At 30.8% G+C, this 24556-nt stretch carries 23 protein-coding genes and 1 tRNA gene; 18 read left to right on the top strand and 6 right to left on the bottom strand.

Features of this window, described 5'->3' with window-relative positions; translation table 11 throughout:
- Window positions 1–8 precede the first annotated feature (8 nt).
- Window positions 9–1949, bottom strand: a complete 1941-nt coding sequence (locus tag B2741_RS08155) for an LTA synthase family protein (protein ID WP_291137437.1) — start codon at window positions 1947–1949, stop codon at window positions 9–11.
- Between the two features lie 113 nt (window positions 1950–2062).
- Here B2741_RS08155 and B2741_RS08150 point away from each other — a divergent pair.
- Window positions 2063–2133: transfer RNA gene (locus tag B2741_RS08150), tRNA-Cys, on the top strand.
- Between the two features lie 192 nt (window positions 2134–2325).
- On the opposite strand, the gene B2741_RS08145 is transcribed toward B2741_RS08150, so the two are convergent.
- Genes B2741_RS08145 through rnr form a run of 3 tightly spaced genes read right to left on the bottom strand, consistent with a single transcriptional unit; the run spans window position 2326 to window position 5950 of the window.
- The gene (locus B2741_RS08145; RefSeq protein ID WP_291137434.1) at window positions 2326–3021 is read right to left on the bottom strand and encodes a LysE family translocator; all 696 of its coding nucleotides are present in this window, start codon (window positions 3019–3021) and stop codon (window positions 2326–2328) included.
- 50 nt (window positions 3022–3071) lie between these two features.
- Window positions 3072–3740, bottom strand: coding sequence for a head GIN domain-containing protein (locus tag B2741_RS08140; RefSeq protein ID WP_291137431.1), 669 nt, complete (start codon window positions 3738–3740; stop codon window positions 3072–3074).
- Between the two features lie 32 nt (window positions 3741–3772).
- The gene (gene rnr / locus B2741_RS08135) at window positions 3773–5950 is read right to left on the bottom strand and encodes a ribonuclease R (protein ID WP_291137428.1); all 2178 of its coding nucleotides are present in this window, start codon (window positions 5948–5950) and stop codon (window positions 3773–3775) included.
- A gap of 116 nt (window positions 5951–6066) precedes the next feature.
- Between rnr and B2741_RS08130 the strand changes: the two genes are divergently transcribed.
- The 3 genes from B2741_RS08130 to B2741_RS08120 all read left to right on the top strand — a co-directional run bounded on the left by B2741_RS08130 (window position 6067) and on the right by B2741_RS08120 (window position 8219).
- Window positions 6067–6306, top strand: a complete 240-nt coding sequence (locus B2741_RS08130) for a DUF2007 domain-containing protein (RefSeq protein WP_194093657.1) — start codon at window positions 6067–6069, stop codon at window positions 6304–6306.
- 623 nt (window positions 6307–6929) lie between these two features.
- Window positions 6930–7361 carry a ribose 5-phosphate isomerase B gene (gene rpiB, locus B2741_RS08125; RefSeq protein ID WP_111566511.1) on the top strand — a complete coding sequence of 144 codons (432 nt, stop codon included), beginning with the start codon at window positions 6930–6932 and terminating at the stop codon, window positions 7359–7361.
- 24 nt (window positions 7362–7385) lie between these two features.
- Window positions 7386–8219 carry an NAD(P)H-hydrate dehydratase gene (locus B2741_RS08120; protein WP_291137421.1) on the top strand — a complete coding sequence of 278 codons (834 nt, stop codon included), beginning with the start codon at window positions 7386–7388 and terminating at the stop codon, window positions 8217–8219.
- On the opposite strand, the gene B2741_RS08115 is transcribed toward B2741_RS08120, so the two are convergent.
- The gene (locus B2741_RS08115) at window positions 8184–8456 is read right to left on the bottom strand and encodes a DUF1294 domain-containing protein (RefSeq protein ID WP_291137418.1); all 273 of its coding nucleotides are present in this window, start codon (window positions 8454–8456) and stop codon (window positions 8184–8186) included. The two genes, B2741_RS08120 and B2741_RS08115, sit on opposite strands and share 36 nt — an antisense overlap.
- A gap of 53 nt (window positions 8457–8509) precedes the next feature.
- Here B2741_RS08115 and B2741_RS08110 point away from each other — a divergent pair, with 53 nt between their 5' ends.
- Window positions 8510–10636, top strand: coding sequence for a Tex family protein (locus tag B2741_RS08110; RefSeq protein ID WP_291137415.1), 2127 nt, complete (start codon window positions 8510–8512; stop codon window positions 10634–10636).
- A 106-nt stretch (window positions 10637–10742) separates the two neighbouring features.
- Here B2741_RS08110 and B2741_RS08105 read toward each other — a convergent pair whose 3' ends face one another.
- The gene (locus B2741_RS08105) at window positions 10743–10949 is read right to left on the bottom strand and encodes a Sec-independent protein translocase subunit TatA/TatB (RefSeq protein ID WP_291137413.1); all 207 of its coding nucleotides are present in this window, start codon (window positions 10947–10949) and stop codon (window positions 10743–10745) included.
- 130 nt (window positions 10950–11079) lie between these two features.
- On the opposite strand from B2741_RS08105, the gene B2741_RS08100 reads away from it, so the two are divergent.
- The 13 genes from B2741_RS08100 to B2741_RS08040 are packed head-to-tail and all read left to right on the top strand — an operon-like array spanning window position 11080 to window position 24189.
- Window positions 11080–11952: a murein hydrolase activator EnvC family protein gene (locus tag B2741_RS08100; protein WP_291137411.1), complete on the top strand. Its 873-nt coding sequence runs from the start codon at window positions 11080–11082 to the stop codon at window positions 11950–11952.
- A 1-nt stretch (window position 11953) separates the two neighbouring features.
- A complete protein-coding gene (locus tag B2741_RS08095; protein WP_291137409.1) occupies window positions 11954–13444 on the top strand; it encodes a GH3 auxin-responsive promoter family protein in 1491 nt (496 codons plus the stop codon).
- Window positions 13445–13446: 2 nt separating this feature from the next.
- The gene (locus B2741_RS08090; RefSeq protein ID WP_291137407.1) at window positions 13447–14271 is read left to right on the top strand and encodes a carboxypeptidase-like regulatory domain-containing protein; all 825 of its coding nucleotides are present in this window, start codon (window positions 13447–13449) and stop codon (window positions 14269–14271) included.
- 43 nt (window positions 14272–14314) lie between these two features.
- On the top strand, window positions 14315–16003 hold the full coding sequence (locus B2741_RS08085; RefSeq protein WP_291137404.1) for a DUF6909 family protein: 1689 nt from the start codon (window positions 14315–14317) through the stop codon (window positions 16001–16003).
- Window positions 16004–16008: 5 nt separating this feature from the next.
- Window positions 16009–17004 carry a hypothetical protein gene (locus B2741_RS08080; RefSeq protein WP_291137402.1) on the top strand — a complete coding sequence of 332 codons (996 nt, stop codon included), beginning with the start codon at window positions 16009–16011 and terminating at the stop codon, window positions 17002–17004.
- A complete protein-coding gene (gene rfbB, locus B2741_RS08075; RefSeq protein ID WP_291137399.1) occupies window positions 17004–18017 on the top strand; it encodes a dTDP-glucose 4,6-dehydratase in 1014 nt (337 codons plus the stop codon). Before B2741_RS08080 ends, rfbB begins: the two co-directional genes overlap by 1 nt.
- A complete protein-coding gene (rfbA, locus tag B2741_RS08070; protein WP_291137397.1) occupies window positions 18017–18877 on the top strand; it encodes a glucose-1-phosphate thymidylyltransferase RfbA in 861 nt (286 codons plus the stop codon). The genes rfbB and rfbA overlap by 1 nt, the downstream gene beginning before the upstream one ends.
- A gap of 1 nt (window position 18878) precedes the next feature.
- Window positions 18879–19430, top strand: coding sequence for a dTDP-4-dehydrorhamnose 3,5-epimerase (rfbC, locus tag B2741_RS08065; RefSeq protein ID WP_291137394.1), 552 nt, complete (start codon window positions 18879–18881; stop codon window positions 19428–19430).
- Window positions 19424–20329 carry a dTDP-4-dehydrorhamnose reductase gene (gene rfbD, locus B2741_RS08060; RefSeq protein WP_291137391.1) on the top strand — a complete coding sequence of 302 codons (906 nt, stop codon included), beginning with the start codon at window positions 19424–19426 and terminating at the stop codon, window positions 20327–20329. The genes rfbC and rfbD overlap by 7 nt, the downstream gene beginning before the upstream one ends.
- Window positions 20330–20333: 4 nt before the next feature.
- On the top strand, window positions 20334–21431 hold the full coding sequence (locus B2741_RS08055; protein WP_291137388.1) for an acyloxyacyl hydrolase: 1098 nt from the start codon (window positions 20334–20336) through the stop codon (window positions 21429–21431).
- 1 nt (window position 21432) lies between these two features.
- Window positions 21433–22206, top strand: a complete 774-nt coding sequence (locus tag B2741_RS08050; protein WP_291137385.1) for a GIN domain-containing protein — start codon at window positions 21433–21435, stop codon at window positions 22204–22206.
- 10 nt (window positions 22207–22216) lie between these two features.
- Window positions 22217–23539 carry a hypothetical protein gene (locus B2741_RS08045; protein WP_291137382.1) on the top strand — a complete coding sequence of 441 codons (1323 nt, stop codon included), beginning with the start codon at window positions 22217–22219 and terminating at the stop codon, window positions 23537–23539.
- A gap of 32 nt (window positions 23540–23571) precedes the next feature.
- A complete protein-coding gene (locus tag B2741_RS08040) occupies window positions 23572–24189 on the top strand; it encodes a DNRLRE domain-containing protein (protein ID WP_291137380.1) in 618 nt (205 codons plus the stop codon).
- Window positions 24190–24556: the final 367 nt, after the last annotated feature.

The raw sequence follows: 24556 nt of genomic DNA, 5'->3' as shown, positions 1-24556 counted from the left end.
TTGTTTTTCTAGTCAATTTTATACACTCTATTTTTGTACATATTACTTGATGCTACAATATGAGCTAAAGCGTCTTTGGCTAATTCTTCATTTAAAGCAACTGGAATTAATTCGGTATCACTTTTTACTTTAAACTGTAATGGTTTTGCGTTTGGATTTAAGATAACAATATCATCTTCTACTCTAAAAGCATAGGTTTCATGGAATAACATAATGGTTCTTCCTTTTGTCCCTTTAGGTAATTTTAGTAAGTTTCTTCCTGGCATTGGTGATTTGGTGGTAATTCCAGATAACGCTAAAATAGTTGATGGTATATCCATTTGACTTGCCAAATTATCATAGGTAATTCCTCTCTCAATATTTGGCGCAATGATTAAAGCAGGAATATGAAATTTATTAACTGGAACTAAATTTTTACCGTAAGTTCTGGTGTTATGATCTGCAATAACTACAAAAATAGTGTTCTTATAATATGATTCTTTTTTAGCTAATTCAAAGAATTTACCAATAGAAAAATCAGCATATTTCATGGCGTTATTAACGGTATTTTTCTTTTTATCGAAAAGCTTAATTCTTCCATCAGGAAACTCAAAAGGCTCATGATTTGAAGTTGAAAATAACAAAGAAAAGAACGATTTATTTCCTAAACTTTTAAAATATTCATTGGCTTTTACTGCTAAATCTTCATCCGAATATCCCCAAGTTCCTTTCATAGCATGTTTTTTTCCATCTGAATCAAAATCGGTTTCATCAATAATATTTTTGAAACCATTTCCATTGAAAAAAGACGCCATATTATCAAAATTTGCCATTCCACCATAAATGAAACTAGTATCATAATTTTGACGACCGAAAGCATCTGCCAACGTAAAAAAACCTTGTTGAGAACCACTTAACTTAACGATACTTTCGGAAGGATTTGGTAAAAATCCAGAAGTTACAGCTTCAATTCCTCTTACACTTCGAGTTCCTGTACAATATAATTTAGTGAATAATACACCTTCTTTAGTTAATTCATCAAACTCTGGGGTAAGTTTTAAACCGTGTAAACTACCAACATATTCTGCACCTAAACTTTCTTCTAAAAGAATAACAACGTTGTATTTTGGTTGCGAAACATCTGGCTTTTGAAGATGTAAAAAAGGTACTTCTCCTGGAATAAATTCGGTAACATCCATATACTTTTTTACACGAGAATAGGCTTCTAATTCATCCATTCTACCGTACTTCTTAACATCACCTTCATTCTTCATTGAATACGCTGCAAAAGCTACTGTATAAAAGGAATTTAAACCTAATGAGTTCGTCATTTGATCCGAACAAAATATAGCGTTACTTCCGTTGATTGGACGTTTTGAAGTTAAACTACCACGAGCTCCAAAAAATAATAAAAACGCAACTACTGGAAATAAAAGCAACTTGGTACTATACTTACTTTCGATGGGATAAAATACTTTTTTTCCATACTTGAAAGCAAAAAACAATGCTATTCCTAATAAAATTGTGGTGATGATTAAAGATGGTAAATAACTTTTTAAAAGGGTACCAACGACTTCTTTTGGATAAATTAAATAATCTAAAAATAAACGATTTGGACGCGTGTCGTATTGGTTGATAAAATCTAAAGTGGCTAACTCCATTAATAGAATTAGAAACAAGAAGAAAAGAAAATAAAAGTTGAAGAACTTCTTTATTCTATTTAAAATAGTATTTGGTAAAACTGTAATCAGAACAAAAGGAAGAAAACTTAAATAGCAAAGCAGAATAAGATCAAAACGAAGTCCGATGGTAAATAATTGAAAATAATCTGGCGTTTCAACAACTCTTTCATTAAAAATTAAGAATAAAATGAATCTGTTTGCCGATAAAATGAATAATCCGATTGCTATAAAATTAAGAACAGGACGTAAAAAAAGTAATTTTCGCATTATTTTATCTATTGATTTCATTTCAAAGGTATTAGAAACGAGTATCGTAAATAAATAATAGCGCTTAATATTTACTTAATATTTTTTTTGGTTTCGAAGAAATAAAATGTAAATTTGCAGTCCGTTCAAATAATGGCGTCGTGGCCGAGCGGCTAGGCAGCGGTCTGCAAAACCGTCTACCCCGGTTCGAATCCGGGCGATGCCTCTAAAGAGTTACTAGAAATAGTAGCTCTTTTTTTGTTTTAATTTTTTTAAAAAATTAATTAAAGATATATCGAATCCGGGCGATACCTCTAAAACCTTCTAAGAAATTAGGAGGTTTTTTTATAGAATAATCTTTAGAAAAAAATAATTAGATCCTGAAACGAGTTCAGGATGACAAATATTGAAAAATAAATTATTCACTAACAGCGGTATCAGGTAATAACTTATTGGTTATCATTTCTTTTTCTTTTGGGAAGAATCCTTGTAGGATAAAAAACAAACCAAAAATTAGAATTACCATACTAATCACTCTTTTGATTTTGTAGATATTTGCAGGAATTAATTTGTGTTTCAATTGCTTTGCTAACAATATTTTAGCCACATCGAAAGCCAAATAAAACACTAAAATTGCTGCGAAAAAAATAGAAATTCGAGAAGTGTTCATTTCCATTTGTGGTCCGTAAGTAATGATAATCATCATCCAAAAACCTAAAACTCCAATGTTAATGAAATTCAACAAAAACCCTTTGAAGAACAAAGCAAAGTAATTTTTCTTTGGAATATTATCGTCGTCTTGTTCAATTTCAGTTTGTTTTTTGAAATTTCTTTTGAGTTGAATAAACGAAATTAATCCGTAAGCCAACATGATAATTCCACCAATAACAAAAAGTGTTGGATTATCTTTTAGTTGTTCTAAAAGTTGATTTGTACTTAAATAAGCGATTAAAATGAAAATAATATCACTAAAAACAATTCCTAAATCAAAAGTAAATGCCGCTCTAAAACCTTTGGTAATACTGGTTTCAAGTAAAACAAAAAAACCAGGACCAATTGAAAAAGCTAACAAAAGTCCCCAAGGAATTGCGGTAAGTATATCGTGTAAATGCAAATTGAGAAGTTAAAAAGTTGGAACTACGAAGTTAAGAAATTATTATCAAATTACTTCGCTTGTTCTATAGTTCCTCCTGCGATTTTCTTTTTGTTGATTTGTTTTGGTTTTCCATAGATTATAATTTCACCACCAGCTCTTGTTTTTGCATCGACTAAATCAGTTGCGTACACATGAGCCATTCCGCCTGCGTTTACCGTAACAACAGATTGTTGCGTTTTACAATCTTGGCCGTCATATTTTCCACCAGAATTGGATAAAATATCTTGATTTTTTACCGTTCCTTTTGTGGTTACAATACTTCCTTGCGAAACACGAACTTGTAATCTATCCGTTTGTAAATTAGTAAGTTTAATTTCAGAACCTTCTTTACAAATGATATCAAAATTAATTGCTGAAATTTCATCTTTTGAAGCAATTCTACTCCCTTCATTAGCTTCTACAGCATCAATTTTTTTATAATAAACAGTAGCGGAAACATCGTCTCCACTTAACATTTTTATTAAAGGCATTCTGATTTTTAATTCGCCATTTTTGTTTACCAATTCTACTTCTTGAGAATTGGCACCCGTTAAAACAATTTTATTTTCAGGTGACGCTACTAAGTTGACATCAATTTTATCAAAAGCAGTTACTTTAGTAAAATCACCAACGTTTTTTTCGGTTTGGGCAAAAGCTATCGAACTAATTAATAATAAGCTATAAACTATTTTCTTCATTTTAATATTTTTAAATTCTTATAAGAAATTAATTACTCTCTCTTTCTCAAATAATGAAAATCTAATTGTTTCTTCACTAAATCGGTGTTTTTTACTTTAACGTAAATTTCGTCTCCTAATTGTAAAATATTTTTAGAAACTTCACCTATTAAAGCGTATTGTTTATCATCAAACGTGTAATAATCATCTTTTATTTCACGAATTCTAACCATTCCTTCGCATTTGTTTTCGATGATTTCTACATAAATTCCCCATTCGGTCACACCAGAAATTACACCTAAAAACTCTTCATCTTTATGATCTTGCATGTATTTTACTTGCATGTATTTCACAGAATCGCGTTCGGCTTGAGCGGCTAAACCTTCCATTTGTGAAGAATGCACACATTTTTCTTCGTATTCTTCTTCACTTACACTTTTTCCGCCATCTATGTAAAATTGTAACAAACGGTGTGCCATAACATCAGGATAACGACGAATTGGTGAGGTAAAATGACTGTAATAATCAAAAGCTAATCCGTAATGACCAATATTTTCAGTTGAATACGCAGCCTTACTCATACTTCGAATTGTAAGCGTATCAACCAAATTTTGTTCTTTTTTACCCACAACTTCTGAAAGTAAATTATTCAACGAACTTGAAATATCTTTTTTAGATCGGAAATTGATTGAATATCCAAACTTAGCAATCACAGTTTGAAGATTGATTAATTTATCTTCATTTGGTTCATCGTGAATTCTGTAAATGAAGGTTTTCTTTTGTTTTCCAATGAATTCTGCTACTTTTCTATTCGCTAACAACATGAATTCTTCAATCAAATGATTCGCATCTTTACTTTGTTTGAAATAAACTCCAATTGGTTCAGCATCTTCATTTAAATTGAATTTTACTTCTACTTTATCAAACGAAATTGCGCCAGCTGCCATTCTTTTTCTTCGAAGAATTTTAGCTAATTCATCCATTTTAAGAGTAGCATCAACTATTGGTTTTGGAACAATATATTCGTTTCCAGTTAATGAAATTTCGGCTGGAATAACGTCTGATTTTGTTTCTATGATACTTTGTGCTTCTTCATACGCAAAACGTTGATCAGAATACGTTACTGTTCTTCCAAACCATGCATCTAAAACTTCTGCTTTATCATTCAATTGAAAAACAGCTGAAAACGTATATTTTTCTTCATGAGGACGAAGCGAACAAGCAAAGTTGGATAACACTTCTGGTAACATTGGAACTACTCTATCTACCAAATACACAGAAGTCGCTCTTTTATAAGCTTCATCATCTAAAATAGTTCCTTCTTGAAGATAATGTGAAACATCGGCAATATGAACTCCAATTTCGTAATTTCCATTTTCTAAAACCTGAAACGATAACGCATCATCAAAATCTTTTGCATCTTTCGGGTCAATCGTAAACGTTAAAACATCACGCATATCGCGACGTTTTTTAATTTCCTCTTCTGTGATTGAAGTATCTATTTTATTTGCATACGCTTCCACTTCAATTGGAAAATCATAAGGTAAACCATATTCAGCTAAAATCGCATGAATTTCTGTATTGTGTTCGCCTGGTTTTCCTAATACTTTTATCACAGAACCAAAAGGAGAATCCGCTTTTTTAGGCCAATCTTCTAAGGTTACTAAAACAACATCTCCGTGTTCTGCATCACCAATTTTATTTTTTGGAATGAAAATATCGGTATACATTTTAGCATTGGCAGTTGTTACGAAAGCAAAGTTTTTTTGCACATCGATAACACCAACAAATTCTGATTTTTTACGTTCTAAAATTTCTAAAACTTCAGCTTCTGGTTTTCGTGAACTTCTTCTATTGTAAATATAAGCTTTCACTTTATCGCCATCTAAAGCATGATTTAAGTTAATAAACGGAACAAAAACATCGTCTTCTAGTTCGTCACAAACAAAATATCCTGTTTTACGAGACGTCATGTCTATAATTCCTTCGTAATATTCGGCTTTGGAAATAATTTGATATTTTCCAATTTCCGTTTCGTGAATTTTATCTTGTGCTTTAAGTATTTTTAAATCTCTAATTATTTCGTTTCGGCTTTTGGTATCGTTTAACTCTAAAACAGCAGCTATTTGCTTGTAATTAAAAGATTTAGAAGGTTCTCTTGAAAGTATTTTAAATATTTGTGCAGTAAAATCTTTTGGTTTATTTCCTAATTTTTTTGGTTTCTTACTCATTGTATCATTTTCAATTATTGGTTAAAGTTACAAAATACAACAATGTAAAACGAAAATGTATTTCAGTTTTAATATAAAAATAACTTATCGTAACTTTATAAAGTAAATCAATTCAGATGGAAAATTTTGTAACCGTTGCTATTTTTAACTACCAACACGAGACTTTGATTATTAAAAATTTATTAGAGCAAGAAGGAATTGCTTACTTCTTTGAAAACGAAACTATCGTTGGAATCGATCCATTTGCTACAATTGCTTATGGCGGAATCAAATTAAAAGTACATCCAAACGATGAAGCAACCGTGAAAGAAATTCTAAAAAAACTAAACGAAGACGATCATTTAAAAATTGTTTAATTTTTTAAAAGCTGAAAGTTTTCAACATATATTAAAAACAACAAAAAATATTTTTAATTAAATTTAAATTTATGATAGTTATTATAGCGTGTTAATATGTGGAATAAGTTTTTTTACAGAAGTAGTTTTTAAAAGTTATCGTTACTTATACAACGTAATTAACAATTTAAAAATTTAGTAAAGAACTGAAAATAAGACCTTCTAAATTCTTTCTTTTGTAGTTATCAACAGTTGTTAAAAATATATTTTATATTCGTTTTGTAAATAACTTCAATTGTTGATTTCTGTTGAAAACTGATTTTTTTCTATTGATAACTTTTCTAAAAATTCGTGAAACTAAATTAGGATTTTTAATTCCGGTTTTGGATTACAAATTTTTTCTTTACAACCTAAAAAAACTTCTAAATTTCTATCCAAAGTTGTTAACAATTATTGTTAAATTAAGGTTAACTGATTATCAACGATTTACGTAAAGAAGTTAACAATGTGTAATTTTTAGTTTACTTTCTTATATAATTCACTGATTTTAAAGGATTTGTTTAAAAAAATATCAAAATAAGAATCATATTATTATTACTCCTTTATCTTTAGTATTTTTGCATATACAAAACACACAACAACTTATGAAAATTTCAATTGGAAACGACCACGCTGGTCCAGATTATAAAAAAGCTATTGTTCAATATTTAGAAGAAAAAGGACATACCATTTTTAATCACGGAACTGATACTTTTGATAGTGTTGATTATCCTGATTTTGGTCATCCAGTAGCCTATGATGTGGAATCAAAAAAAGCCGATTTAGGAATTGTAATTTGCGGTTCAGGAAACGGAATTGCGATGACAGCTAACAAACACCAAGACATTCGTTGTGCACTTTGTTGGACAAAAGAAATTGCCGCTTTAGCACGACAACATAATGATGCTAACATTATTAGTATTCCAGCTCGTTATACTTCTATTCAACAAGCTATAGAAATGGTAGATACGTTTTTAAACACTCCTTTTGAAGGCGGAAGACACGGTAATCGTGTGAAAAAAATCGCTTGTAAATAATCAAAAATCTTAAAATCAATTCAAATGGAACTCGTAAAAATAGATTTGAATTGTATTAAAAACACTTATAAAAAACGACCATGTGATTCTAACAAAGGAACGCATGGTCATGCTTTGTTAATTGCAGGAAGTACAGACAAAATCGGAGCTGCTATTATTGCTTCAAGAGCTTGCTTACGTTCTGGAGTTGGTTTATTGACAGTAGTTTTTTCTCCAGAAAATAAAAATGTTCTTTTCAATTCGATTCCCGAAGCAATGTATGCCAATTCTTGTGTGATGAACGATTTATCACCTTACAACGCTATCGGAATTGGTCCTGGAATTGGAGTTGACGAAATCAGTCTGCAATACATTTACGAATTGTATGAAAATAAACTTCCCGTTGTTTTTGATGCTGATGCTTTGAATTTAATTGCGAAATATAAAATCGATTGGAAAAACTTTAATTTTCCATTTGTTTTAACGCCACATCAAAAAGAATTTGACCGATTATTTGGCGAACACAATTCTGAATCTGAAAGAAGAATTACAGCAATCCAAAAAGCAAAAGAACTAAATTGCGTCATCGTTTTAAAAGGACACAAAACGTTTATCACTGACGGAATTCACACTTTTGAAAACACTACAGGAAATTCAGGTTTAGCAAAAGGTGGTTCAGGTGATGCGTTAACCGGAATGATTACTTCATTTTTAGCACAAGGTTATACTACTTTAGAATCGGCTATTTTAGGAGTTTATCTTCACGGATTAGCTGCTGATATTACACTTCAAACACAAAGCGAAGAAAGCATGTTAATAACCGATGTTATCGAGAATATAGGATTAGCTTTTAAAAGCTTGAATTCCGAAATACAATAAAACAACCTGAAGTATCGCAATAGCGTAGAAACTCAAAATAAAAGAAAATTTATTGGTTTTGTGTTTGAAAAGATACATGCTTAAAATTCCACCAATAGTTCCGCCAACTCCAGCTAATAAAAGCAAATTGAATTCCGAAATGCGTCTTTTATTGTTTTTAGCTTGCCATTTATCGTAGCCAAAAGTTAAAAAACAAAGGCTGTTAATCACAATTAAATAAATAAATAGTACTTCCAAAAGCTAATAATTTTGTCCAAAGATAGTATTTTAGCAGTTCAATTTTATTCACAATGACCCACATTCAATTCATTCAAAATCAAACCAACATTGCTCCAAAAAGCATTGAAGCTACTATAAAATTACTTTCAGAAGATTGTACGATTCCGTTTATTTCGCGTTACAGAAAAGATCAAACCGGAAATTTAGATGAGGTTCAAATCGAAGCCATTTCGAAGTTAAACAAGCAATTTGATGAAATCATCAAACGAAAAGAAAGCATTTTAAAATCGATTGAAGAGCAAAATGCACTTTCACCAGAATTGAAATCAAAAATTGAAAACAGTTTCGATTTACAAGAATTGGAAGATTTCTATTTACCCTATAAAAAGAAGAAAAAAACCAAAGCTGATGTCGCTCGTGAAAACGGATTAGAGCCATTAGCAAAAATTATCATGAGTCAAAAAAATGATGATATTGAGTTTTTAGCCTCAAAATATTTGAATGCCAATGTTAAAAATGAAGACGAAGCCTTACAAGGTGCTCGCGATATCATTGCCGAATGGATTAATGAAAACATTTTTATTCGTAAAAATTTACGTCGCTTGTTTCAACGAAAAGCCGAAATCACAACCAAAGTTGTTAAAACTAAAAAGGATGACGAAGCGGCTCAAAAATTCAATCAATATTTTGATTGGAACGAACCTATTTCAAAAGCACCATCACATCGTTTATTAGCCATGTTGCGTGCCGAAGCTGAAGGTTTTGTTAAACTAAATGTCGCAATCGAAAAAGAAGAAGCTTTAGATATTATAGAAGAAAACATCATCAAAAATAAAAATACGGATGCTACCGAACATTTAGAATTAGCGATTAAAGACAGTTACAAACGTTTGTTAGAACCAGCCATTTCAAACGAAACCTTACAAGAAGCAAAAGCCAAAGCCGATATTAAAGCGATTGATGTGTTTTCGGAAAATTTACGCCAGTTGTTGTTAGCACCACCTTTAGGAGAAAAACGAATTTTAGCCATCGACCCAGGATATAGAACAGGTTGTAAGGTGGTTTGCTTGGATGAAAAAGGAGATTTGCTTAACAACGAAACTATTTATCCACACGCGCCACAAAACGACACTGCGATGGCGATGAAGAAAATTCGTTCTATGTTGAATGCGTACAACATTGAAGCGATTTCTATTGGTAACGGAACTGCTTCTCGCGAAACCGAATTCTTTATTAAAAAAATTGCTTTTGATAAACCGGTTCAAGTTTTTGTGGTTTCGGAAGCGGGAGCATCGGTATATTCTGCCAGTAAAATTGCACGAGAAGAATTCTCAAATTATGATGTAACGGTTCGAGGTTCGGTTTCTATTGGAAGACGACTTTCAGATCCTTTGGCAGAATTAGTAAAAATCGATCCAAAATCAATCGGAGTTGGACAATATCAACACGATGTAGATCAAACGAAATTGCAATCAGCTTTAGATAGCACGGTAATGAGTTGCGTGAATTCTGTTGGAATTAACATCAACACAGCAAGTAAATCGTTGTTGAGTTATGTATCTGGAATTGGTGAAAAAATGGCGGAAAATATCGTTGCTTATCGTTCAGAAAACGGACCTTTTGAAGATAGAAAGCAACTGAAAAAAGTACCACGTTTAGGAGAAAAAGCATACCAACAAGCAGCAGCTTTCATTAGAATTCGCGATGGAAAAAATCCGTTAGATAATTCGGCTGTGCATCCAGAAGCGTATCCTATTGTGGAAAAAATGGCAAAAGATTTGGGAATCAAAACCAATGAATTGATTGCCAATAAAGAAAAAATAGCGCAAATAAAGCCAGAGCATTACATCACATCCGAAATCGGAATTTTAACCTTAAAGGACATTTTAAAAGAGTTAGAAAAACCAGGTTTAGACCCAAGAAAAGCCGCAAAAATTTTCGAATTTGACCCGAATGTAAAAACAATTAAAGATTTAAGAACAGGCATGATTTTACCTGGAATTGTGAATAATATTACCGCTTTTGGTTGTTTTGTAGATGTAGGAATCAAAGAAAGTGGTTTGGTTCACATTTCGCAACTAAAAGAAGGTTATGTTTCCGATGTAAACGAAGTCGTAAAAATGCACCAACATGTTCAAGTAAAAGTAGTTGAGGTGGACGAAGCTAGAAAACGCATTCAGTTGACAATGATTTTATAATTCCCCTCTTTTAGAGGGGTGCCTTTAGGGCGGGGTGTTAAAAAACAAAATCCCAAATTCCATTTTATTGGAGTTTGGGATTTTTTCTATTCTGACTAAAGGAAAACTATTCTTTTTCTTTAGCTTCTTCTTCTTTTTTTGAATTTGCTGGTTGGTCGTCTTTGGCAGCGTTTTTAAATTCTTTAATACCTGTTCCAATTCCTTTCATCAATTCTGGAATTTTTTTACCACCAAAAAGTAAAACTACAATAGCGATAATTAATATTACTTGCATAGGGCCTATTACTCCCAAAAATATGGTTAAAGCATTCATGATTTTAGTATTTTAAAGTACAAAGATATAAAGAAATTACCAAATCATTATTTTTTAACGATTTATTATCAGGTTTCAATTTACAAACACGTTGTATTTAGTATATTTGTGATATAAATTGGTTCAAAAAATGGCTAACAAAAAGCTAAAACGTCAGTTACTTCTTAAAAAGTTATACAACAAAAGAAGATTAGTTATTCTTAACGAAGATACTTTTGAAGAAACGTTTTCATTAAAATTAAACTTAATGAATGTCTTTGTTGTGGGAACCATTGGCGCAATTTTAATCATTTTTGTAACTACTTATATTATTGCATTTACACCTTTACGCGAATATATTCCGGGTTATGCTTCTTCAAAATTAAAACAAGATGCATTGGAAATGGCTATAAAATCAGACTCTCTTGAAAAATCAGTAAAAATCAACAATGCTTACATTGCTTCCATCAAAAAAGTATTAACAGGTGATTTAGAATACGCAAAGCTGAACAAAGATTCTATCAAAGCTTTAGATGTTTCTGATATAGATGTTTCCGGACTTTCACCAACAGAAAAAGAGCAAGAATTACGAAATCAAGTTATTAAAGAAGATAAATACAATGTATTTGAAACTTCAAAACCTAAAGTTAGTTTTGTATTATTTCCGCCTGCTCAAGGTGCTATTTTGCAAAAATATAATGTAGCTAATAAACATTTAGCAGTTAAAATCGCTTTAACCAATAACACACCAATAAAATCCGTTGGAGCTGGAACCATCATTTTTTCCGATTGGACGCCAAGTTCAGGTTATGTGGTAATTGTTCGTCATAAAGATGATATTTTGTCGGTGTATAAAAATGCGGCTTCGGTAACAAAATCGCAAGGAAATATCGTACGATCGGGAGAAGTTATTGCTCTTGCCGGAAATGCTAATAATGTACAAAATTCGGGCGCAACACTTCATTTTGAATTATGGAAAGATGGTTTCCCAATTGACCCAACGCAGTTTATCAATTTCAATTAACATGTCAGTAAAAGCTTTTGCAGCAAAATTATTTGCAAAAAGAATTCACGCTAAAACTCAAAAATGGGCCAATAATCCTATTGAAACCCAACAAAAAGTTTTTGAAGAATTAATCAGAGAAGCGGCTCAAACGCAATTTGGAAAAGACCACGATTTTGGTTCGATAAACTCTCATTCCGATTTTGTTCAAAAAGTGCCTGTTCGTGATTACGAAGGATTAAAACACTATGTTGATAAAGTCGTAAAAGGGGAAGAAAATGTACTTTGGAAAGGAAAGCCACTTTATTTTGCTAAAACTTCTGGAACTACTTCAGGCGCTAAATATATTCCACTTACTAAGGAATCAATGCCGTTTCATATTCAAGCGGCTCGGAATGCGATTTTGAGTTATATTCACGAAACCGGAAAAGCCGATTTTGTTTCAGGAAAAATGATTTTCTTGCAAGGAAGCCCCATTTTAGAAGAGAAAAACGGTATCAAACTTGGAAGATTATCAGGAATTGTAGCGCATTTTGTTCCGAAATATTTACAAAAAAATCGCATGCCAAGTTGGGAAACCAATTGCATTGATGATTGGGAAACCAAAGTCAATGCCATTGTAGAAGAAACGATTAACGAAGACATGTCGGTGATTTCAGGAATTCCGTCTTGGGTGCAAATGTATTTTGAGAAACTGGCAGCAAAAGCAAATAAACCTGTTGGCGAAATCTTCAAAAACTTCAATTTATTCATTTATGGGGGTGTAAATTACGAACCATATCGAGCGAAATTCGAAAATTTAATTGGAAGAAAAGTCGATTCTATTGAATTGTTTCCAGCTTCTGAAGGCTTTTTTGCTTACCAAGATTCTCAGAATGAAAAAGGAATGCTATTGCTATTAAATTCTGGCATTTTCTACGAATTCATAAAAGCAGACGAATTTTTCACCGAACATCCAAAACGCTATACCATTGGCGAAGTAGAATTAGGTGTCAATTACGTTTTAATCATTTCTACCAACGCCGGACTTTGGGCTTACAATATTGGTGATACGATTCAGTTTACAAGTTTAAAACCGTATCGCGTTATCGTTTCGGGAAGAATCAAACATTACATCTCTGCTTTTGGCGAACACGTTATTGGAAAAGAAGTAGAATCGGCGCTAAAAGAAGCAATGGAAGGAACTGATGTTCGTGTAAATGAATTCACAGTCGCGCCACAAATCACACCAACTGAAGGTTTACCTTATCACGAATGGTTTATTGAGTTTGAAAATGAACCTAATAATTTAGAAGATTTCGCATCAAAAATTGATGTCGCCATGCGCAAACAAAATGTGTATTATGACGATTTGATTGTAGGAAATGTGTTGCGAACATTGGTAATTACAAGTGTTCCAAAAAACGGTTTCCAAGAGTATATGAAATCGATAGGCAAATTAGGTGGACAAAATAAGTTACCAAGATTAAGTAACGATAGAAAAATTGCTCAATTTTTTGATACAAAAGAATAAAGATGAAAGAGAAAAGATTGATGTGGGTTTTTGTGGTTGTTTCACAATTTGCGTTTTCACAAATCCGTGGTGTGGTTAAAGACAGTATTTCGGGCGAACCGATTCCGTTTGTGAATATTTGGGTAGAGAATGAAACTGTTGGAACTACTTCGGAAGCAGATGGAAGTTTTTTCTTGGAAGCATCCAAAGAAAAGAATATTGTAATTTCGGTTTTAGGATATGAGAGAAAAACGATTAAAGGAAGAGAGATTTCGATAGTTCAATTGAAACCTATGGCTTACGACTTAAGAGAAGTGGTCATATTGAATAAAAAACAATCCAAACAAATTGAAATAGGCGATATCAAAAATGCTATTTTTCAATCGTTTGACAATGGACCAAAAATCGAAGCAAAGTTTTTCCCGTATCAAGCTTCTTATAATAAAACAAAATTTTTAAAAGAAGTTACAATTTTCACTGATAGTAGAATTGAAGAAGCTACCATAAAACTTCACTTTTATAGTGTGGATGAAAACGGTTATCCAGGCGAAGAATTGTTGACAAAAGATTATGTTGTTACCTTGAAAAAAGGAGTAATCAAACATCGTTTTAATATATCGCAATTTGATTTGGTTTTTCCAGAGAAAGGAATGTTTGTAGCCTATGAAAAATTGTTAATCGAGAGTAATAAAACCGGTACCAAATACCAACCGTATGTGTTATATAACTATGTTGAAAGAGACTTTTTTTACACCTATGCTTACGGAAAATGGAGCAAACAAGCAGGGAATAATTCGGAGAAAATAAGTGTAAATGAGCCATCAATAAATCTGATATTAACCAACTAAAAAATAAAATTGTAACTTTGCAGGTTAGAAAAACAAAATATTAATGAAAGACATTAAAAACATTTCGCGTTCTAGAGCGCAAGAGTCCTCAGCAGCTATTGAGCGACTGTACATTACCATGAGACATTTATTTAACAGAGGTTTCTATAAACCAATGGGTGTTTCGGGAGAAACTTTAAGAGAAGCCTTATTAGCGCTTCGACCAGAAATTTACGGTTCTATTGCCGAAGAAAAGGTAGAATTAAACGGTTTATTATATGTAATTGAACGTTTACCAATTGGAATTGAAGAATGCCGTTACATCAACTTAACTTCAGATGAAGGCTATTCAAATTCGCACTTTAAAGCGATTGTTCCTCCAAAAAGAAGAAGAAACTGTTACCGTATTGACGACGAACAAATGAATGTGGAAATCACACGTGGTCGTTCTGATATTTACGATATTTTAACACATTTGACCTTCATTTTTATCGAATCACACAAAATTAAAGATAGAGTTTTAATTGATGAAGAAGGAAGATTTACTCGCGATTGGGAAAAATTAGAATTAGCGGTAAAACAAACTAAAAAATTACCTTTAGTTGAACGTGAAAAAGCAATTTCTCACGCAGCGAATGTATTAGGAAGAACGTTTGCTGAAGTGCAAGATATTTATGATGATTTTGCCACGGCAGAAGCGCCTGATCGATTTTTACATGTAGTATATTGGTTAGGAAAATTAGCTATCGAAGAGGTGGTTGACAATAACAAAAGAACCATTACGTTTAGCCCAATTTTAAGAGAAAGATTAGGACATCATATTTACGGCGAAATTTGGGCAAACAACATCAAAGAAGTATTAGTAAAAAACTATTTGATTGAAAGACCAATTCATATCATAAGTGCTAATATGCACAGTGTGATGAATTCTATTTTTGCTGAACCTGTTTTAGGAAAAAAATATAAAGATGCTGCTGATTTTCAAATATTTGAAGATTTAAGTAGTTCTAATAATAAAGAATTACGCAAGAAAGTGGAAGATTTTGCGTTACAACACGGAATGATTTCATTGCCTGATACTTCTGGAACCAATATCGACGTACAAATTTTTGATACGGCTAAAATAGATATTAAAAAAACAGCTTTTGCTAAAGCGAATTTAGGCGAAAACAAACCCGTTTTAATCGTTATGGATTATGCGTTTGGTGAGCAAGCTTATGAAACCATTGACGAATTATTGAAACCTTACAAAATTGCTAAAAACAAACTGTTTTTAAATGTGGAATCAGTTTCAATCATGGGTAAAGCTGGAATTTTAGAAGGTGGAAAAGGCGATATCATGATTCCAACAGCACACGTGAATGAAGGAACGGCTGATAATTATTTCTTTGAAAACGAATTAAAAGCAGAAATGTTGAAAGGAAATGATATTCCGGTTTTTGAAGGACCAATGATTACTGTTCTTGGAACATCGCTTCAAAATAGAGATTTGTTGAAATTTTTCCACGAATCTACTTGGGAAGCTATCGGGTTAGAAATGGAAGGCGCTTATTATCAAAAAGCGATTCAATCGGCATCAAAAATTAGAAAAAGCATCAATCCTAATGTAAAAGTTAGATACGCTTATTATGCTTCGGATAATCCTTTGGAAACAGGAAGCACATTAGCTTCAGGTGGATTAGGAACTACAGGAGTAAAACCTACGTATTTAATTACAATAAAAATATTAGAACAAATCTTTAACGTAAAATAAAAACGATGAGTACAAATTCTCAAGATCAAGAAATCGATTTAGGACAAATCGGAACTGGAATTAAAAACTTTTTCAATGGAATTGTGAATTCAGTTTTCGATTTTATTTTTTTTGTAAAAAAGAAATTAGTAATAATTGTAGGCTTATTTGTTGTTGGAGTTGTTTTAGGTTATTTTTTAGATCAAAACACCAAAAAATACACTTCTGAAATTATTGTTGCTCCTAATTTGGGCGGTTCGGATTATTTGTATGCTAAGATAAATTTAATCAAATCAAAATTAAAAGAAGATGATAAATCTTTTTTTAAATCTATTGGAATATCAAATACGGAAAATATTTTAAGCATTAAAATTGAGCCAATTATAGATATTTATGCTTTTGTAAACACAAGTCAAGCTATTGCCGAAAACGCTCAAAACACCCAAAATTTTGAGTTAATGAGATTATTGGCTGAAAGTGAAGATATTAACAAAGTAATTGAAGATGAAAAAACTAGTAAAAACTATCCACATCATAAAATCTCAATCATTACATTAAATAAGATAGATGATAAAGTAATAATTAAACCAATCTTAAAGTATTTAAATTCTGATGAATATTTGAATAAATTATTGGCTATCACTCAGGAAAATGTTCTTATAAAAATGAAGAAAAATGAAGAACAAATTTTACAAGTTGATAATTTAATAACTCAAATTTCTGAGAACTTAGCAAAAGAAAAAAGCACTACAAGTTTAGTTTATAACAATGAAAACAATGAAATAAATGCTTTATTTACATTGAAAAATGGTTTAATTAATGAAATTGCAGGTCAGAAAATAACACTCGAGAACATTAAATTATACATTAAAGACGTTAGTATTACCACAAATATAATAGAATCTAAAGGAGTCAATAATAAATTGAAACTCTTTTTACCTTTAGTTTTTATTCTTTTATATTTATTTGGCTATTTTTTTAAATCAATTTACAAAAAACAATCTGCAAGAATTAATAGTTAATGAAAAATATATTAGTTACTGGCGGTGCCGGATTTATTGGAGCAAATTTTGTTCCCTATTTCATTAAAAACAATTCAGATTATCATTTAGTAAATTTGGATTTACTAACGTATGCTGGAAATTTAGAAAATGTTTCAGAAGTAGAAAACCATCCAAGATATACGTTTGTACAAGGTGATATTTGTGACAGAAACTTTGTTGAAGAATTATTCCAAAAATTTCAGTTTCATGATGTTATTCATTTTGCAGCTGAAAGTCATGTTGACAATTCGATTTCTGGTCCAGAAGCATTCATTAAAACCAATGTTTTAGGAACCTTTAATTTATTAGATACTGCAAGAAAACTTTGGATGTCAGCTCCAAATCAATATAATGTTGAATTTGAAAATTCGCGTTTTCACCACGTTTCTACTGATGAGGTTTATGGAACTTTAGGTGAAACTGGTTTGTTTGAAGAAACGACTCCGTATGCTCCCAATAGTCCTTATTCTGCTTCAAAAGCGGGTTCAGACATGATTGTAAGAAGTTATTTTCATACGTATGGAATGAACGTAGTAACCACAAATTGTTCTAACAATTACGGTCCAAAACAACATGACGAAAAGTTGATTCCAACTATTATTCGTAAAGCCATAAAAGGAGAAAATATTCCAATTTATGGTGACGGAACAAATGTTCGTGATTGGTTATACGTTTTAGATCATTGCAAAGGAATTGAATTAGCGTTTAAAACAGGAAAATCAGGTGAAACCTATAATATTGGCGGAAGAAACGAACGAAACAATTTATATATTGTTGATACTGTTTGTTCGATTTTGAATGAATTACAACCAAAATCAGAAGGAAAATATCAGGATCAAATTACATTTGTGAAAGATAGACCTGGTCATGATTTACGTTATGCCATTGATGCCACCAAAATTGAAAATGAATTAGGTTGGAAAGCCGATGAAAATTTCGAATCGGGAATCAAGAAAACCATTGAATGGTATTTACAAAAATATAACAACTAATGAAGGGAATTATATTAGCTGGAGGTTCAGGCACACGTTTACATCCGTTAACATTAGCGGTGAGTAAACAATTAATGCCAATTTATGATAAACCAATGATTTACTATCCATTATCAACCTTGATGTGGGCAGGAATTAGCGAAATCTTAATTATTTCAACACCGCATGATTTACCTTTATTTCGTCAATTATTAGGAGATGGAAAATCATTAGGTTGTAAATTTGAATACGCAGTTCAAGAGCATCCAAATGGCTTAGCCGAAGCATTTATTATTGGAAAAGAATTTATTGGAAAAGATAAAGTAGCTTTAATCCTTGGAGATAATATTTTCTACGGAACGGGTTTAGCTGAACTATTACAAGAAAACAGCAATCCAAACGGAGGAATTGTTTATGCTTATCATGTTCATGATCCAGAACGTTATGGTGTAGTTGAATTTGATGGTGGTGGTAAAGTTTTATCTATCGAAGAAAAACCAATGCATCCAAAATCAAATTTTGCGGTTCCAGGAATTTATTTTTACGATAATCAAGTTGTTGAAATAGCTTCAAACATAAAGCCAAGTCAGCGAGGAGAGTTAGAAATTACCGATATTAATAAAACCTATTTAGAACAAGGAAATCTACAGGTTTCCATTTTAGACAGAGGAACTGCTTGGTTAGATACTGGAACATTTCAATCTTTAATGCAAGCAGGACAATTTGTGCAAGTAATTGAAGAACGCCAAGGATTAAAAATTGGGGCTATTGAAGAAGCGGCATATAAAATGGGATTCATTGATGCCGACCAATTAAAAAAATTAGCAGAACCTCTACTGAAAAGTGGTTACGGAAAACATTTAATGAGTTTAGTGAGTTAAAATGAAATTTATTGAAACCAAACTTAAAGGATGTTTTATCCTTGAACCAAAAATAATTAAAGACCAACGCGGTTACTTCATGGAAAGTTTTAATGAAAAAACTTTTCAAGAAGGTGTGGGACAAAAAGTAACTTTTCTGCAAGACAATCAATCTTTTTCAACCAAAGGTGTTTTACGAGGCTTACATTATCAATGTGGCGAACACGCACAAGCAAAGTTAGTTCGTGTTCTTGATGGCGAAGTTTTAGATGTTGCGGTAGATTTACGTCCAGAATCAGATACGTATGGTGAATATGAAGCTGTTTTGCTTTCGGCAGAAAATCAAAAGCAGTTTTTTGTTCCAAGAGGTTTCGCTCATGGATTTTTAGTTTTAAGCAAATCGGCAACCTTCTTCTACAAATGTGATAATTTTTATAATAAAGAAAATGAAGCCGGTATTGTATATAATGATAAAACCTTAAATATCGATTGGAATTTTCCTGTCCAAGATTTGATAATTTCCGATAAAGATAAAGTATTACCTAATCTACAAAACGCAAAAAAAGTATGGTAGTATTGGTAACAGGAGCAAACGGACAATTAGGTCAAGCTATTCAATCTATTTCTAAAAACCATAAAGAAATAGATTTTGTATTTTGTTCTTCTTCTGAATTAGATATTACTAATTTAGAAAATTGTCAAGCTGTTTTTTCAACTTACCAACCACATTTTTGTATCAATGCGGCCGCTTATACAGCAGTTGATAAAGCTGAAAGTGAACCATCAAAAGCGTTTGACATCAATGCAAACGGAGCTGAAAACCTAGCAATTACTTGCAAAAAGTTCAATACAATTTTAATCCATATTTCTACTGATTTTGTTTTTGATGCCTATTTTTCAGATGGTGTCGCCTATTATGATAGAGAACTTAGATTGCCATTAAAAAGTAATTTTGGACTTACAGAAACCGATGTGCCTTTTCCAAGTGGTGTTTATGGTTTAACAAAATTGCAAGGAGAACAAGCTATTCAAGCAAATTTAGATAAGCATTTTATTATTAGAACTTCTTGGGTATATTCTCAATTTGGAAATAATTTTATGAAAACCATGCTACGATTGGCATCGGAACGTGATAGTCTTTCTGTTGTTGCAGACCAAATTGGAACACCAACAAACGCTGTTGATTTAGCTGAGGTTTTGATAAAAATCATCCAATCATCCAATTCCCAATTATCTTTTGGAATTTATAATTTCTCAAACGAAGGGCAATGTTCTTGGTATGATTTTGCTAATGAGATATTTCGTCAAAAAGGAGTCTCAATAGATTTAAAACCTATTCTAACTTCGGCTTATCCTACACCAGCCAAAAGACCAGCGTATAGTGTTTTGGATAAAACAAAAATTAAAAGTACATTCGATATTAAAATCAATGATTGGCAAACTAGTTTAAGTGCATGTTTAAAACAATTGTAAATTCATGAAAAAAACAATTTTACTTTTTTGCTTTTCCTTCTTTTTTTCTTTCTCTCAAGAAAAAGCATCAACTTATTTTGATGTACAATTTTTTAGAGGGAATATTTATAAACACACAAATGATGTTGGTCATTTAATATCGGGTCATCCAGATGGGTTTTTACTTAGTTATAACTGGAAAACCTTTGGAAAAAAAGAATGGCAACAAGTCTACAATTATCCTGATTATGGTGTTTCGTATCATTATTTAGACTTTAAAAACCAATATTTAGGTGTCAATCATGCAGTTGGAGTTCATTATAATTTTTATTTTTTTAAACGTCAATTGATGTTCCGAATTTCTCAAGGAATTGGTATGACTTCTTCTCCATATGACAAGGAAACCAACAACAAAAACAACGCTTTTGGAACCAAAATAATGGACAATAACTACTTTTTATTGCAATATAAAAAGGAGAATATTATTGATAAAATTGGAGTTCAGGCTGGTTTTATGCTAACTCATTTCTCTAACGGAAGATTCAAAGCACCAAACAGTGGAATTAACACAATAGCTTTTAATGTAGGATTGAATTATAATTTTAACGACAAACAAGAGTTTATAGTTGATTCATTACCATCAAAAGACACTTACAAAGAAAGAATTATATACAATATTGCTTTTAGAACTGGAATTTCAGAAGGACCAGTACCACATTTAGGACAGCGTCAATTTTATCATATTGGTTTATATGCCGATAAACGAATTGGAAGAAAAAGTGCTTTACAATTAGGAACAGATGTTTTTTTCTCACGTTATTTACAAGATTATATAAAATTTGTGTCGGTGGCTTTTCCTGAGAATCATGATTCTTATGCCGATCCAGACACCGATTATAAACGAATCGGATTATTTGTTGGACATGAATTATTTATCAATAAATTATCAATTGAAGCACAGGTTGGTTATTATGTTTACAAGCCTTTTGATTATGAAATTGATATCTATCAAAGAGTTGGGATAAAATATTATCTTTATAAAAATATTTTTACAGGTGTTGGGTTAAAAACGCACGGCGGAAGAGCCGAAGCAATTGAAGGAACAATTGGTGTAAGATTATAATATGAAAAAAGTTATTTTACATATAGTTACTTTATGTTGCCTAATTTTGGTAACCAGTTGCGGTATTTCTGAAGATTGTTTCAAAGGAAATGGTAACCAAATTACCCAAACATTTCCACTTGAAAATTTCACTAAAATAAAAGTGTATGATGGTGTAGGTTTAGTGGTTAAAGAAGGTCCAAACTATGAAGTTAAAGTAGTAACATCAGATAATATTATTAATGATTTAGATGTAAAATTAAATGGTGATATGCTTATTGTTAAAGATAATTCGACTTGTAATATTGCTCGTGATTATGGGCAAACTACAGTTTATGTTACTATTCCAGATGGAACCTTTTTACCTTTAATTCCAGAATTAGAATTGCATTGTAAAACGGAACAAAAAATACAATCAGAAGGGATATTGCATTCGCCAATTGTCCGTTTATTTTCAATGGATTTGTCAGATGGTGCTGGAACAGGTGATTTTTATATAACTGTTGATAATTCTCAATTAGTAGTTGAAAGTAATAATGTTTCAAATTTTCAAATTTCTGGAAATATTGAAAATGGAATTATAGCGCTTTTTTGGGGAAATGGAATAGTTGACTGTAAAAATTTAGATGTATCGTCTGAATTAGAAATTTATCATAGAGGATCAAATGATATTAAATTAAGTCATGTGAATATTTTAACAGGAGGTATTTATAGTACAGGAAATGTAATTTTATATGAGTCTCCTCAAACATTAAATGTGAATGTGTTTTATACTGGCAGATTGATTTTTAACTAATTTAGCACACGTGATAAAAAAAATATTTTCGGTATTTCTTGTAACTTTATTAGCTCAAATATTATCTATTTTTTCTATATCATATATTTATAATAGAAATCCAGACGAAAGCTTTTTAAATACAATTGCGATATTAGATTCTACTTTCTCAATTGTTACATCGGTATTGGCATTTGGAATGCTTCAAATAACAACTAGAAATATTGTAACAAATAAAGAGTGGGAAAAAGAAGTGAGCGAAACACAAAACATTAGAATGAGTTTTGCTTTTTATATTTCAATATTAAGTTTGATTTTATATTTTTTTTTAGAGAAACCTTTGTTTTTATATTTTACTACTTCAATTTTTATTGCAAATAATGTTAACTATGCGCTTTATGGTTTAGGTAAGTCATTACAAGCATCAGTTTCATCATCTCTGAGGTTAATTATTAATGCTTTAGGACTTTTGTTGATGGGTTATTTTTGTGTCTACAATAGTCTTTTTTATTTTATTTTATTTTCAATTACTATATTAATAACATCAATTTATTCTAATTTTTTATTAAAGGCAAAGTTTCAATTTAAATTAATAAATGACTTTTATAAATCTTATTTAATAACTTTTAAAATTGGAATTACAGATTTAGCCATTGTTTTTTTATTAGATACTGGAATATTGTTTTTTGCCGACTTTTTCTATGAAGAACATGCTATTACAAATGCATATATAGTTTTGAAAATTTACCTTTTAATAAAAGGTGTCCAGCGTTTAGTTTTTCAAACATTTTACAATGAATTAGTTAATATTAAAAAAGTTATTCTTTTAAACAAAATAATTTTTATTATTGGGGTAGTGTATTTTGTTGCCACAGTACTTTACACAAATGAAGTCGCATCTTTTATTTTTGGTAAAATCAGCGAAAGCGCATTATTAAACTTTAAAATTTCCGGATTTTCTGTAATAATTTCATCAATTTTATTAGCATCTATTCCTAGAACTTTAGTTATTAAAAACGACAAGATTTATTTTAATTCTTTTGTTTTGAGCTTGTTTTTTTTATTATCATCAATGATTATTTTATCTTTTACTAGATATAAGGATAATGGAATTTTTATTGCTTTATTAATTGGAGAATTTGTGTTGTTCCTTTCTTTTTTTATTGGTATATGGAAGGATCTAAAAATCAGAAAATATAAAAAATTTTATTTAATGAATTTTCTGTTGTTAGTGGTGTACTTTTTATTAAATAAATATCTTGAAACAGAATTCGCAATTTTGGTTTCCATAGTTATAAATGTGGTATATGGTTTCTATTTTATTTTTTTTAATAAAAAAGAATTGATGTCGTAAAATAATTATATTTGTAAAAAATAATTTAAGTAATGAAAAAATGTATTTTAGTACTGGTTTTAGTACAGTTAACATTGAGTTGTGGTGAAAAAACTAAGGAAATTACAATTACTCCAGACAACTCTAAAGGGAGAGATGCAATCATAAACAACATATTAGCGGACAAGAATTTTTATGACGAGCCTAATATGCATTTATATGCCGCAGTTAATGATGGACAACCTAATATTACTCGTGGATTAATCAATTTTAAAGAGATACCAAAAAACTCAATTATTGATTCTGCATTTTTACACTTTAAATTTAATACAGAATCTATTTATGGAAAAGAAAACTTTGGTGAAAATCATTTTTGTATAAGTAGAATTGTTTCTCCATGGAACGATCAAGATGTTACATGGAACACACAACCCGTGACTTCACCATTTAATGTTGTATATCAGGATAAAGTTGTATTAAACAATAATCCAAACAGAATTAACGTAACAAAATTAGTTCAAGAGATATCAGATGATTATGATAATAGCTATGGTTTTCAATTAAAATTAATTAATGAAAATCAGAATACTATTTTAATTATGGCTTCATCAAACAATCCTAAAGAAGAATTAAGACCTTCATTAAAAATTTATTACAGAGAAAAAAAATAATTTATTAAATGAAGATTAACATTCCAAAACTTCCTATATTTTTTCAATTTATAATTTTTTTAAGTATAGTTGAAGTTTTGGTTATGTTTATTTTATCAAAAATAGGGTTTGGTTTTTTTCAACTAGTTCCTTATTTAAGGATAATATCACTTTTTTTTGTTTTTGTTTTTATTATAAAAAAAAAACTATTTAATCTTTCTTTTCTTAAAATAAGTTTATTAAAAAACGATGAAAACAAATTGGTTGTTTTCTGGTTTTTATATGCTATTTTCGGGTTTTTTATTGGTGTTTTGAATAATAACCCAAAGCTTTACTTAGTAACTGATTTTGCTTATATTGTAATAGGATTTGTTTTATTTAGAATATT

Origin of the sequence: Flavobacterium sp. UBA7663 (genome assembly GCF_002483315.1) — a bacterium.
GTDB lineage: Bacteria > Bacteroidota > Bacteroidia > Flavobacteriales > Flavobacteriaceae > Flavobacterium.
This window is presented reverse-complemented; position numbering and strand designations above follow the sequence as displayed.